At 63.1% G+C, this 12,840-nt stretch carries 10 protein-coding genes; 5 read left to right on the plus strand and 5 right to left on the minus strand.

Annotated elements, in window-relative coordinates; all coding sequences use genetic code 11:
* Positions 1–6 precede the first annotated feature (6 nt).
* The 4 genes from arnT to HX811_RS17310 all read left to right on the plus strand — a co-directional run bounded on the left by arnT (position 7) and on the right by HX811_RS17310 (position 4,878).
* Entirely contained in the window at positions 7–1,662 is a 1,656-nt protein-coding gene (gene arnT / locus HX811_RS17295) for a lipid IV(A) 4-amino-4-deoxy-L-arabinosyltransferase (protein WP_177046699.1), read from the plus strand.
* Between the two features lie 60 nt (positions 1,663–1,722).
* Positions 1,723–3,243: a glycosyltransferase family 39 protein gene (locus HX811_RS17300; protein WP_177037294.1), complete on the plus strand. Its 1,521-nt coding sequence runs from the start codon at positions 1,723–1,725 to the stop codon at positions 3,241–3,243.
* 67 nt (positions 3,244–3,310) lie between these two features.
* Positions 3,311–4,072 carry a M15 family metallopeptidase gene (locus tag HX811_RS17305; RefSeq protein ID WP_177046701.1) on the plus strand — a complete coding sequence of 254 codons (762 nt, stop codon included), beginning with the start codon at positions 3,311–3,313 and terminating at the stop codon, positions 4,070–4,072.
* An 83-nt stretch (positions 4,073–4,155) separates the two neighbouring features.
* Positions 4,156–4,878, plus strand: coding sequence for a L,D-transpeptidase (locus tag HX811_RS17310; protein WP_177046703.1), 723 nt, complete (start codon positions 4,156–4,158; stop codon positions 4,876–4,878).
* On the opposite strand, the gene HX811_RS17315 is transcribed toward HX811_RS17310, so the two are convergent.
* The 5 genes from HX811_RS17315 to HX811_RS17335 form a co-directional block, all read right to left on the minus strand.
* Positions 4,845–5,705 carry an alpha/beta fold hydrolase gene (locus HX811_RS17315; RefSeq protein WP_177046705.1) on the minus strand — a complete coding sequence of 287 codons (861 nt, stop codon included), beginning with the start codon at positions 5,703–5,705 and terminating at the stop codon, positions 4,845–4,847. The two genes, HX811_RS17310 and HX811_RS17315, sit on opposite strands and share 34 nt — an antisense overlap.
* 305 nt (positions 5,706–6,010) lie before the next feature.
* Positions 6,011–7,591: an ABC transporter ATP-binding protein gene (locus HX811_RS17320; protein ID WP_177046707.1), complete on the minus strand. Its 1,581-nt coding sequence runs from the start codon at positions 7,589–7,591 to the stop codon at positions 6,011–6,013.
* Positions 7,588–8,415, minus strand: coding sequence for an ABC transporter permease (locus tag HX811_RS17325; RefSeq protein ID WP_003210288.1), 828 nt, complete (start codon positions 8,413–8,415; stop codon positions 7,588–7,590). The genes HX811_RS17320 and HX811_RS17325 overlap by 4 nt, the downstream gene beginning before the upstream one ends.
* A complete protein-coding gene (locus tag HX811_RS17330) occupies positions 8,415–9,392 on the minus strand; it encodes an ABC transporter permease (protein ID WP_087693384.1) in 978 nt (325 codons plus the stop codon). Before HX811_RS17330 ends, HX811_RS17325 begins: the two co-directional genes overlap by 1 nt.
* The gene (locus HX811_RS17335) at positions 9,389–10,972 is read right to left on the minus strand and encodes an ABC transporter substrate-binding protein (protein WP_008431399.1); all 1,584 of its coding nucleotides are present in this window, start codon (positions 10,970–10,972) and stop codon (positions 9,389–9,391) included. The genes HX811_RS17330 and HX811_RS17335 overlap by 4 nt, the downstream gene beginning before the upstream one ends.
* A 339-nt stretch (positions 10,973–11,311) precedes the next feature.
* Here HX811_RS17335 and HX811_RS17340 point away from each other — a divergent pair, with 339 nt between their 5' ends.
* On the plus strand, positions 11,312–12,664 hold the full coding sequence (locus HX811_RS17340; protein WP_177029209.1) for a tetratricopeptide repeat protein: 1,353 nt from the start codon (positions 11,312–11,314) through the stop codon (positions 12,662–12,664).
* Positions 12,665–12,840: the final 176 nt, after the last annotated feature.

Raw genomic sequence — 12,840 nt, forward strand, 5'->3', positions numbered from 1 at the left:
ATAGCCATGACCCGCCTTAAACCATTGCCCGTATTACTACTGGCATTCGTGATGTTCTATCTACTGCCACTGGGCCTGCATGGCCTATGGATCCCTGACGAAACCCGCTACGCCCAGATCAGCCAGGAAATGCTCATCAGCGGCAACTGGGTGGCACCGCATTTCATGGGCGTGCGCTATTTCGAAAAACCCGCAGCCGGCTACTGGCTCATTGCACTGGGCCAGGCGTTGTTCGGTGAAAACCTGTTCGGCGTGCGCATCGCTTCCGCCCTGACCACCGGCCTGAGCGTCGTGCTCGCCTACCTGATCGCCCGCCGGCTGTGGAACGACCCGCGCAAGAGCTTCGCCTGCGCGCTGCTCTACATGAGTTTCGGCCTGGTGGCCGGGCAAGCCGGTTATTCCAACCTGGATCCGCAATTCACCTTTTGGGTCAACCTGAGCCTGGCGGCGCTGTGGTTTGCCCTCGACAGCTCCACCCCCCGTGCCCGCCTCGCCAGCTGGGCGTTGCTGGGTGTGGCCTGCGGCATGGGTTTCATGACCAAGGGTTTCCTGGCGTGGCTGCTGCCGGTGTTGATCGCCCTGCCTTACATGCTTTGGCAACGTCGCCTGGGGGAACTGCTGCGCTACGGGCCGCTGGCGATACTGGTGGCGGCCGTGGTGTGCCTGCCCTGGGCACTGACGATCCACCTGCAGGAACCGGACTACTGGCGTTTCTTCTTCTGGCACGAGCACATCCGCCGGTTCGCCTCCGACAATGCCCAGCATGCACGACCCTGGTGGTTCTACCTGCCGCTGATGGTGGTGTCGTGCCTGCCGTGGGCGGCGCTGCTGCCGGCGACACTGTGCAAGGCCTGGAAGGAAAAGCGCCAACCGGCCATCGTCTTCCTGGCGCTGTGGTTGCTGCTGCCCCTGGGCTTTTTCAGCCTGAGCAACGGCAAGCTGCCGACCTACATCATGCCGTGCCTGCTGCCGCTGGCGCTGCTGATGGGCCATGCGTTGATCGACCTACTGGCCAACGCCCGCACCCGCACGCTGCGCGTCAATGGCCTGCTCAACCTGGGCATCGGCCTCGCGGCAATGGTGACGCTGATCTACCTGCAAATCGACCGGCCGTTGTACGGCAACAGCCACAGCGAGATGTTCAACCTGTCCCTGACGTTCATCGTGCTGATGGGCTGGATGCTCGCCAACCTGCTTCAAGCCTTCCGCCCATTGGCGCTGTGGGCGATGCCGGCGTTGGGCATTGGCCTGCTGGTGGCGCTGTTGCCCGCCGGCATGCCGGCGGTGATCGAAGATAACCAGATGCCTGATCAGTTCGTGCTCCAGCACCTGGACGACCTGCAACAGACCCATGGGCTGCTGAGCAACGAACTGGAATCGGCGTCGGCCCTGGCATGGCGCCTGCGGCGGCCCGAAGTGACGCTCTACAACACCGAAGGCGAACTGCGCTACGGCCTGCAATACGCCGACTCGATGCACCGCAAGGTGGATCTCGACAGCGTTCAAGCCTGGCTCAAGCAGGCGCGCCAGCAAGGCCCGGTGGGCGTGCTGATGCGGGTCAGGAGCACCAGCGAAATGCGCGAAGCCGGCCAGCTGCCGTTGGGGGGCAAGCGTTATTACAAGGGTGACCTGGAGATCATCATCTACCCGCAATTGCCGTAACACAGGCGCCCTAATGTGGGGTGACCCCATTCAACACTCGTCCCACATCGGAACCGCCGCATGAACTTCTGGAAAACCGAACGCGGCGCCCTGCTGCTGCTCCTGGGCGTGTCGGCCCTGATCCTGCTGCTGGGCCTGGGCGCCCGCGACCTGTGGGGCCCGGAAACCCGCTGGGCGAACATCACCCTGCAGATGCTGCAAAGCGGCGACTACTTCGACCCGTACCTCAAGGGCACCCCGTATTACGACAAACCCCTGCCGTCGTACTGGCTGATCACCGGCCTGGCCAACCTGATGGGCGGCCTGGGGCCGTGGTCGTTGCGCCTGTCATCGGTCATCTCGGCGTGGCTGAGCATCTGGCTGGTGTACCTGATCGGCGAGCAACTGTTCCGCAAAGGCACCGGCCTGATTGCCGGCTGGATGCTCGCGACCACCTTCTACTTCCTCTTCTGGGCCCGGGTGGCCACGGCGGACGTGCTGACCGTATGCGGCGTGCTCGCCGCCGTCTGGTGGTATTGGCGCGGGCCGGACGATACGCGGCTGGGGCGCTACACGGTGTTCTTCCTGTTACTGGCGGCGACGTCGCTGTTCAAGGGCTTGATCGGCTTTGTACTGCCGGGCCTGGTGCTGCTGCCGCACTTGCTCAGCGAACAGCGCTACAAACGCCATCTCAACCTGCGGTTGGTGCTGGCCGTGATCATCGCCGGGGCGTTCTACGCGATCCCGTTTGTGCTGTCCCACCTATACGGCGCACCGACCTACGGTGCAAGCGGCCTGGAACTGGTGTTCCGGGAAAACGTGGTGCGCTTCTTCGACCCGTTCGACCATATGGGGCCGATCTACACCTACCTGATCTACCTGCCGGCCTACACCTTGCCCTGGGCGCCGTGCTGGGTGCTGGGCCTGTGGCTCGCCGTGCGGCATTGGCGCGACACCCCGCCCAACACCCGCTGGCTGGTGTGGGGGCTGGGCCTGCTGTTTGTGTTCTTCACCGCCAGTGGCAGCCGGCGCAGTTACTACGTGCTGCCGCTGGTGCCGTTCGCGCAGTTGCTGGCGGCGTGGTGGGTCAGTGAGCGTATCGCCCGCAAAGGCACGGTCGGCCGGGGTTGGTACCGTGGGTTCGGCATCGCTGCCGGGGTGATGCTGCTGGTACTCGGGGTGGTGTATCCGTGGACCAATGGCAATGGCGGCGTGACCCGTTTCGCCGAGGACGTTCAAGCGCAAGCAGTGAAAAGCGCGCCATGGAACGCGTGGCAGATGGTGATGGTGGAAGTCGACAACAAGGTACCGATGTACCTGCAAAATCACGGGACGCCGTTCTACTACGTTGCCGAAACCCAGGACTTCCCGCGCCAGGGCGACAGTGCGGCGTTCATGGCCTGGCTGGAAAAAACCAGCGGCCGCACCTTTGATCCCAAGCGCACAATTATTGTCGCGCAGTCCACCAAGGATGACCCGACGCCGCTGGCCTACCTGGGCAACGATCATCAGGTCATCACTACCCAGCCGGACAATGGTGAACGGTTGTTCCACAAGCGTGACGGTGGCAGCGTGGCATTTGTGCCCAACGCCGCGCCGTAGCACTGGCGGCATGGGGCGGGCATTGCTAGTGTGGCGCGCTTAAGCCACCGTCCGAGCCCGGCCCGCCATGCCCTACTCTTCCCTTTCCCTTGCCGCCCTGAGCCTGATCGTGCTCGCCACGCCGGTAGCGGCAGACACGCCAATGCCAGCCAACATGGTTTACCTGCGCAGCCTCGACCCGAGCATCGCCCAGGACATTCGCTACGCCAGCCCCCACAACTTCACCGGAGCGCCGCTGGACGGCTACAACGCCGCCGAATGCGTGCTGTCTGCCGATGCGGCAAAGGCACTGGTACGGGTCCAGGCCGAGTTGGCCAGGCAGGGTTACGGCTTGAAGGTCTTCGACTGCTATCGTCCCAGCCGTGCCGTCGCGAACATGGGCCGCTTCGCCAGCCTGCCGGGGGATCCGGCCAAGGCCGAGTTCTACCCCCGGGTGAACAAGCAGGATTTCTGGCGCCTGGGCTATGTGGCCAAGGTTTCCAACCACTCCCGGGGGGCGGCAGTGGACGTCACACTGACAAGCCCCGATGCACGGCCTGCCCAGGTCTGGAGCGCCAACACCCCCGCAGTGGATTGCGCGGCCGGGTACGGACGACGCCTGCCGGATGGCGGCCTGGACATGGGCACCGGTTTTGATTGCTTCGACGAAATGGCCCACACCAACAGCTCCCACATCAGCCAGGCGGCACGCCAGAATCGCCAACGGTTGAGCGCTGCGATGGCCAAGGAAGGCTTTACCGGTTATGCCGGCGAATGGTGGCACTTCACCTATAGCCGAAACCCGGTGCGGGCCGAGCCGATGGACTTCCCTATCGAACCGCTGCGGTAACATCACAACACAGCTTCAGCTTGATAAAGCCCGGGGCAAAAACTAGCGTTTGAGGTTTCCCTCTTTTCAAGGACTGAACGACGTTGAACACGCTCATCAAAACCTGCGCGGCGCTGCTGACGCTGCTTTCAAACGTGGCACTCGCGCAAATCCCCGAGACCAGCCGGCAACTGATCGTGGTCACCACCCCGGACTGGAACAGCATCCAGGGCACCGCACAACGCTATGAGCGGCATGGGCAAGGCTTTCAGAAAGTCGGCGAACCCTTTGCCATCGTGGTCGGTAAAAACGGCATGGCGTGGGGCACCGGCCTTACGACACCCACCCCCGACCAGCAGCCCCTCAAGCATGAAGGCGATGGCAAGGCCCCGGCCGGCATCTTCAAACTCGGCGGTGCCTTCGGCTACGCCCCCACCGCTGACACCCGCTTGCCTTACGCGGCCAGTACCGCCACCCGCGAATGCGTGGATGACAGCCAGTCCAGCCATTACAACACCCTGGTGGACAGCTCGGCGGTAAACAAGGACTGGACCAGTTCCGAGCGGATGCTGCGCAAGGACCAGCTGTACCGCCAGGGGATTTTTGTCGAGCACAACACACCGGCCTTGGCCAACGGCGGCTCGTGTATTTTCCTGCATATCTGGCGCAGCGTCAGTTCGGGAACATTGGGCTGCACGGCGATGGACCCGGTGAATATCCAGGCGTTGTTTGCCTGGCTGGACCCGCGAGAAAACCCGCTGCTGGTGCAACTGCCCGCAGCGCAGTACGACCTCTACCGTGAGCGCTGGAAACTGCCGTCCCGCTGAGCTGACAGCAGGCGTTGAAATGCGGCCAATACCTCGCCGGGTTTTTCCAGCATGAGTTGGTGGCCGCATTCGGGCAACAACTGATACTCGGCATTGGGCAAATGCCGGGCGAGTGCTTCGCCGCCGCTGGCCGGGGTCAGGCCGTCGGTGTCGCCGGCCAGCACACTCACGGGCAGGGTCAGGGTGAGCAGTGCATTGGCGTCTGGCCATTGGACGTTTTTCATCAGGGCCTTGAACATGTACAGCGGGTTGCGCTCGGTGAGTTTTTCTTCGTAGGCGACCAGTGCGGGGTCGGCCTTGGCGTTCCATGCGGCCTGGCGGAAACCTTTGGCCAGCAGTGGGCGCAGCCATTCCAGGAGCCATGCGGGTAGTCGCATCAGGCCGCCGCTCCGGCTGATGCTGTGGAGTCGGGTGCCCAGCAGCAATACGGCTTCGATGGGGATCGCGGGTTTGGCCAGCAAGGCGCTCAGGGTCAGGCCAGTGCCGAAGGAGTGGGCGACGATGAGGTTGCGGGAACCGCCGTAGCGCTTGAGGATTTCCAGGTAGTCGGCGACCAGTTCGGGCCAGGCGTAGGCCTCTGGGTTGCGGGGTTTTGCGCTGGCGCCGTGGCCGAGCAGGTCCCAGGCGACCAGACTGTAGCCTTGGGTTTTCAGGGATTGCCATTGGTGGCGCCACTGGTCCTTGTTGCCGCCGGCGCCGTGGCAGAAGAACACTACCGTATCGGGTTGGGTGGTGCCCGCGTGATGGGTGATGCTCAGGTGACGGGTGGGGCGGATTTCCAGTTGTTGGCCCTGGATCACTGGCAGTTCGGTGAAAGAGGTCGGCATGGAGGTTTCTCAATAAGTGAAAGGATTGAGTGTGGTGTAGCAACAGCAAAATCAAAGGTGGACACGATCCAAATGTGGGAGCGGGCTTGCTCGCGAAGGTCGTTAACGATAACGCGAACATCCTGATTCAACGCGGCGCTCTCAGGTTCTTCGCGAGCAAGCCCGCTCCCACATAAAGCGGCTCTGCTTTTGCTCTAACACTCAGGTCGCCTTTGCCGCTTTTGCAATGTGACTCGCTGTAAGAGCGAAACCATAGGTGGCCGTTAGCTGAATAACGGATATGCCCCCAACCCCAACACCCCAAGTCAGATGGCCTCAGCCATCAACAACTCCCGCGTATACGGATGCCGCGCATCAGCAAACAGCGCCGCCGTCTCCCCCTGCTCCACCACCCTCCCCTGACGCATCACCGCAATCCGGTCACACAACCGCGCAGCCACCCGCAAGTCATGAGTAATAAACACAATGCTCAACCTGAACCGCCGCTGCAGCGACTCCAGCAACTCCAGAATCTGCACCTGGATCAGCGCATCAAGCGCCGACACACACTCATCAGCGATCAACACCTTAGGCTCCACCGCCAACGCCCGGGCGATCCCTATGCGCTGCCGCTGCCCCCCGGAAAACTCATGAGGAAACCGCTCAAACGCCGCTGCCGGCAACCCCACCAACCCCAGCAACTCACGGGCCCGCCGCTCGGCATCCGCCTTGGAAACCCCCTGCACCAAAGGCCCAGTCATAACAATCTGCCCCACCGTCTGCCGCGGATTGAGCGAGGCAAACGGATCCTGGAAAATCATCTGCACATCACTGCGCAACGCTCGCAGCCGCCCTTCAGACAACCCCGCGACCTCCCGCCCCAACCACTCGATCCGCCCGCTGTCAGCACGCAGCAAACGCACCAGGCACCGACCCAGGGTCGACTTGCCCGACCCCGACTCCCCCACAATCCCCAACGTCTCGCCTTCACGCAATTGCAGCTGAACCGCATCCAACGCCTGAGTCGTACGCCGCCCCCAACAACCGCTGCGGCTGCTGAACACCTTGCCCAGCGCTTCGGCCTTCAGCACCACAGGGCCAGCCACCTGCGTACGCGGCACCAGCGGTTGCGCCGACACCGCCGCCAACAACTGCCGGGTGTAATCTTCCCGGGGCACACGCAACACCGCCGGGGCCGTGCCCTGCTCCACCACCCGGCCCTTTTCCAGCACCAGCACCCGGTCGGCAATCGCCTCGACCACGGCAAAGTCGTGGGTGATAAACAACAGTGCCATGCCCTTGTCCTGCTGGATCTTGCGCAGCAGGTCGAGAATCTGCGCCTGGGTGGTCACGTCCAGCGCCGAGGTCGGCTCATCGGCAATCAACAGCGCCGGATCAAACGCCAGGGCCATGGCGATCACCACCCGCTGACGCTGCCCGCCAGACAGTTCAAACGGATACGCCAGTCGCAAGCGCTCAGGGTCGGGCAAGCCGACATAACCGAGCAAATCCACCACCCGCTGACGCCGCACCCGTGCCGCCGCCACGCCATGGGCGCGCAGGGTTTCATCGATCTGTTCGCCCACCCGCAACAGTGGGTTGAGGGCGCTCATGGGCTCCTGGAATACCATGCTGATATCCCGCCCGCGCAGTTGGCGCATGGCCTCTTCGCTGCGGTCGGCCAGGTCTTCGTCGCGAAACACCAGGCGCCCGCTTTCCACCTTCAGCGGGGCCGGCAACTGGCGCAGCAAAGCCTTGGCCAGCATTGACTTGCCGGAACCGGATTCACCCACCACACACAAGCATTCGCCACGGTTCAGTTGCAGCGACAGGTCATACAGCGCATGGCTGCGATCCGCACCGGCCGGCAAGGCGATACGCAAATGTTCAACACTCAACAACGTCATAGCGACCTCCCGGGCTCAAAGGCCACACGCAAACCTTCACCGACTCGATTGACCGCCAGCACGCACAGCACAATCGCCAACCCCGGTAGAAAGCTCATCCACCAGGCGTCCCGCAGCAAGCCACGGGAGGCATTGATCATGTAGCCCCAGCTCATGGCTTCCGGGTCGCTCAAGCCGAGAAACGCCAGGGCCGCTTCGGTGAGGATCGCCGTGGCCATGACAAAGGTCATGGTCACCAGCAGCGGCGCCAGGGCGTTGGGCAGGATCTGCTGGGCGATGATCCCCAGCGGCGACTGCCCCAGCACCCGCGCGGCCTGCACGAATTCGCGCTGGCGCAGGGTCAGGAACTCACTGCGCACCAACCGCGCCACCGCCGGCCACGCTACGAGTGCGATGGCCAGCACGATGGAGAACAGGGACGGCTCAAGGATCGCCACCAGGATCACCGCCAGTACCAGTTGCGGAATGATCTGGAAGAACTCGGCAATGCGCATCAGCACACCGTCGAGCCAGCCACCGAAATAGCCGGCGACCGCGCCGACCAGCAGGCCCACCACCAGGGTCGCCAGGCTGGCCAGCGCCCCCACGGCCAGGGACACCCGCGCGCCGTACAGCAGGCCACTGGCGAGGTCGCGACCGAGCAGGTCACTGCCCAGCCAATGGGCCGGGTCGTGGAATGGCGCGAGCATCGGCTGGCTGTTCATCTCCCATGGCGAGCTGCTGGTCAGCCAGGGGGCGGCGATCGCCAACAGCGTCAGCAGCAGCAAAAACAGCGCACCGATCAACGCCGCAGGCTGGCGCACAAAACGTCGGAAAACCAGCATCAGCCTTGCACTCCTGCACCGATACGCGGGTCGAGAAAACGACAGATCACATCGGTCAACACGTTAAAGCCCACCACCAGAATCGAGATCACCAGGAAACCGCCCATCAACACGCCGTAGTCACGCTGGGCCAGCGAGTCGTACATCAAGCGACCAATCCCCGGCCAGGAATACACCACCTCCACCAGCAACGCGCCGCTGGCCAACTGGCCCAGTTGCAAACCGGCAAAGGTCACCACCGGCAACAGCGCATTGCGCAACACATGCACGTACAAAATCCGCCGCGGGTGCAGGCCCTTGGCGTGGGCGGTGCGCACGTATTCCTGGCCAAGGGCGTCGAGCACGGCGGCGCGGGTCAGGTGGATATACAAGGCGAGGAACAGCACGCTCAACGACACGCACGGCAGCAGCAGGTGCTTGAGCCGGTCGAGCAGGGAAAAGTCCTGTGCCACCGTTTCCATGCCAAACGCCGGCAACCAATCGAGGCTGACGGAGAACAACAGGATCAGCAGCATCGCCAGCCAGAATGGCGGCATCGCGTACAGCAGCAAAGCGCCGTGGGAGATCACGCCATCCAGCCAGTGGCGCTTCTGTCGGGCCCGGGCGGCCAACGTCCCCAGGGTGACGCCAAGCACCGACGAGAGCAAAAATGCCGAGCCCATCAGGGCCAGTGTTGCCGGCAAGCGCTCGGCAATCAGCGACCACACCGAGGTCTGGTTGCGGTAGGAATAACCCAGGTCCAGATGGGCGATATTGCCCAGGTAGATCAGCAACTGCGTGAGCAACGGCTTGTCCAGGCCCATGGTCTGGCGCAGGTGTTCGATGAACTGCACATCATCCACCCCCGCCTCGCCGGCCAACAGCAGCGCCGGGTCACCCGGCGCCAGGCGGATCAGTAAAAAGCCCAGCACCAGCACCGCCACAATCATCAACAGTGCCTTGAGCAGGCGACCGCTGAAATACAGCAACCCGTTCATGGTGCAGGCGCGTCGAGGTAGACGCTTTCGTAGTCTTCGTTAAGGCTGGTGGCGGTTTGCAGCAGGTTCTTCACCTCTTTGTGGAACAGTGTCGGGTAGCGCATTTCGAAGATCGGCGCGATCGGCAGGTCGGTGTTCAGCACGTTTTCCAACTGGCTATAGAGCCTGGTGCGTTCCGGGCCTTCCGGGGTGTTGGCGACCTGAGTCCACAGGGCATCGGCCTCGGGGCTGTTGTAGCCGCTGACGTTGGCAAACGGCGAAGTCTTGAGGATGTAGTCGGAGCGGTACAGGTAGGCGTTGGTCAGGTACGGGTCGCCGATCTGGAAGATGAAGTTGTAGGTCAGGTCGAAGTCCCAGTCGCTGACGCGCTGGAACCAGGTGGCGGCGTCGGACGTCACCACTTGTACCTTGAAGCCCAGCGGCTGCAGGGCTTGCTTGGTGTATTCGGCCAGGCGCTCCCAGGCACCGCCCTTCTCGCCGTTGAGCAGGCGAATCCGCACGGCGCCCACGTCCACGCCGGACTCGGCAATCAGCGCCTTGGCTTTTTTCACGTCATAGGTGTACTGCGGCAATTGCGGGTCGTGGTACGGCGAGGTGGACACGAACTGGCCGGGGGCAACTTTGCCCGAACCGAAGAAGATGTTGTCGACGATGAACTGGCGGTTCAGCGCATACAGGATCGCCTGGCGCACCTTGGGGTTGTTCAGCGGCGGCTTGCGCGTATTGATCTGCAGGAAGGCCAGGCCGGAATACAGCTCCCAGCCTTTTTCCGACGACTGCACGTCCGGCAAGGCGGTCAGGCGCTTGAGGTCGGAATAGTCGGCATCACCGCTGCGCAGCACCTGCACGTCGTTGCGCTCGAACGCCGCAGCGCGGGACGAGCCGTCCGGGATCACGTGGAAGATGATCGCATCCAGGTGTGGCAGGCCCTTTTTCCAGTAGTCGGGGTTCTTTGCCAGCTTGATATAGGCGCCGCGTTTCCACTCCACAAACACAAACGGGCCGGTGCCGACAGGCTTGAGGTTATAGGGGTTGTTGCGAAAGTCAGTGTTCTCGTAGAGGTGCTTGGGCACCACAGGCCGCAGCCCGCTGCCCAGGGCCGAGAGCAACGGCGCGAAGGGTTTCTTGAGCTGGAACACCACCTGCAGCGGGCCCTTGGCGGTGATGCTGTCGACGTACTCGGTGAAGACCCCGCCCAGGCGCTTGTCCACTTCGGGGTAGAAGGTCTGGAAGCTGAACACCACGTCATCGGCGGTGAACGCGTGGCCATCATGCCAGCGCACGTTGTCCTGCAAATCGAAGGTGTAGGTCAGGCCATCGGGAGAAACGGTCCAGGCCTTGGCCAATACCGGTTTGGGTTTCAGGTCGGTGTCGAAGGTCAGCAGGCCCTGGAGGATCTTGCCGCTGACGTACTGGGTGGACACGTGGCTGACCACGCCGTGCATCAGCGACGGCGGTTCGGGTTGGGCCACCAGGTTCAGCACCCCGCCGTCATGGGGTTGCGCCTGAGCGGTGCCGGCCAGCAGCACGGCGCCAAGTCCCAGGTATGAAAGGACACGGCGAAAAGATAAAGGGCGCATGGAGACTCCTTGGCTAAGGTTTTGTCAGGGATTTAGCAAGGGCTGTGCCATGGGGCGACGGGCCGCGTTTGCGGGCATCACAGGCCTTGGCAGTGATGAAAAAACCACAGTGGCCGGGACGAGTGTGGAAAAAGCAACAGCCCGCCCTCTTGAGGAATGGTTGTGCGTAGCAGCTGCCGAGCCTTGGCGAGGCTGCGTCTGCGGTGTGTCAGGTATGCCGCCAACGCAGCCTCGACAAGGCTCGGCAGCTGCTACGGTAAGGTTTGAAGTTTGAGGGCCCCATCACTGGCACAAGGTTTGCCCTTCTAACCGCTATCTGAACCCATGAGTTTGAAGCGCATGTCACTGGATTACCTGGGCAACCCCATCGACACCCTCAACCCCGCCACCCGTCAGGGCCTGGATGATTTCGTCGGCGGTTTTCTCGGCTATCAGCCCCGTGCCGAGGGCATCCTCGCGGTCGCCGATGCCGACCCCGACTCAGCATTGGCCAACGGATTTGCCGGCCTGCTGCTGATGTTTATCGAGTCGCCCGAGGGCCCTGTGCTGGCCGAGAAGTACCGTCAGCGGGCGGCGGCGGTGAATTCCCGGCATCCACGGGCGCTCGTGTATCTGCAAGTGCTGCAAGCCTGGATCAACGACGAGCTGGATGAAGTGCTGCGCCTCAGCGAGCATCTGCTGGATCTTTATCCGCGGGACCTGCTTGCGGCCAAGCTCAACCAGTACCTGGAATTCAACCGGGGCAACTGGCCGGCGCTGCTGCGGATCGGTTTGAAAGCCACCGCCGGCGCGCCGGATATCGCCCACAGTCACGGGCTACTTGCGTTTGCGTATGAGCAGTGTCATTTGCTGGAGGAAGCCGAGGCCAGTGCGCTTGAGGCGTTGCGGTTGCAGGCGTCCGAGCCATGGGCCCATCACGCATTGGCCCATGTGATGCTGACCCAGGGGCGTATCGAGGAAGGCATCGGGTTTCTGGAGGGCGTGAAGCAGCACTGGGACGGGCTTAACTCGTTCATGTACACCCATAACTGGTGGCATCTCGCGTTGTTTTATCTGGGGCGCGGGGAGGATCAGCGGGTGCTGGAGATTTATGACCGGCATGTGTGGGGGATCTTGCCGGAGTACTCCCAGGATCAGGTGGGCGCGGTGTCATTGCTGGCGCGGCTGGAGCTGGCCGGGATTGATGTGGGTGAGCGGTGGCAGGCGTTGGCGCCCTACCTGCAGCGTCGGGTTGGGGATGCGGTACAGCCGTTTTTGAGTGTGCAGTATTTGTATGGGTTGGCCCGTGCGGGCAAGCCTGAGGCGGATCAGTTGTTGGCGGCTTTGCGCAGGCACAGTGTGGAAGCGCGGCCGGTTTGGGGGGAAGTGACGTTGCCGTTGGCTGAGGGGTTGTTGGCGCATGCCCGGGGGGATGCCCGGCGGGCGTTGGAACAGCTGGGGATAGCGTTGCCGCGGCTGAATGAGATTGGCGGGAGTCATGCGCAGCGGGATTTGTTTGCGCAGGTGGAGCTGGACGCACGGTTGCGGGTTGGGGATTGGCTTGGGGCGCAGCAGACGCTGGAATTGCGCCGGCGGTATGACGGGCTGGATGTGCCGACGAATCGAGCTTTGGTGGTGGTGTATGAGGCTTTGGGGTTGCCTGGGGAGGCGCTGCGGGCGCGGGCGCGGATTGGGGGGATATCCGTTATTTAGGTGATGGCTTGTATTGGTTCCGCTCTTGCCCCACCACTCGGCACCTCGCCTAGGCTCGGTGTGCCCTCACTCCGGCTTTGGACCGTGGGCCGCCGTCATGGGCCATCCTTGGCCCAGGACGGCTAACCCGGCGTCCTGCCGGGTTACCCACGCTCCAAAGCCTGCGTTCGGCCAGC

The sequence above is a fragment of the Pseudomonas sp. F8002 genome (assembly GCF_013385495.1).
GTDB lineage: Bacteria > Pseudomonadota > Gammaproteobacteria > Pseudomonadales > Pseudomonadaceae > Aquipseudomonas.

Bases quoted from the DNA above. Each gene is read 5' to 3' on its own strand.
- HX811_RS17330 (WP_087693384.1), bottom strand. From the start codon at position 9,392: ATGAACGGGTTGCTGTATTTCAGCGGTCGCCTGCTCAAGGCACTGTTG.
- HX811_RS17325 (WP_003210288.1), bottom strand. From the start codon at position 8,415: ATGCTGGTTTTCCGACGTTTTGTGCGCCAGCCTGCGGCGTTGATCGGT.
- arnT (WP_177046699.1), top strand. From the start codon at position 7: ATGACCCGCCTTAAACCATTGCCCGTATTACTACTGGCATTCGTGATG.
- HX811_RS17315 (WP_177046705.1), bottom strand. From the start codon at position 5,705: ATGCCGACCTCTTTCACCGAACTGCCAGTGATCCAGGGCCAACAACTG.
- HX811_RS17340 (WP_177029209.1), top strand. From the start codon at position 11,312: ATGTCACTGGATTACCTGGGCAACCCCATCGACACCCTCAACCCCGCC.
- HX811_RS17335 (WP_008431399.1), bottom strand. From the start codon at position 10,972: ATGCGCCCTTTATCTTTTCGCCGTGTCCTTTCATACCTGGGACTTGGC.
- HX811_RS17305 (WP_177046701.1), top strand. From the start codon at position 3,311: ATGCCCTACTCTTCCCTTTCCCTTGCCGCCCTGAGCCTGATCGTGCTC.
- HX811_RS17300 (WP_177037294.1), top strand. From the start codon at position 1,723: ATGAACTTCTGGAAAACCGAACGCGGCGCCCTGCTGCTGCTCCTGGGC.
- HX811_RS17320 (WP_177046707.1), bottom strand. From the start codon at position 7,591: ATGACGTTGTTGAGTGTTGAACATTTGCGTATCGCCTTGCCGGCCGGT.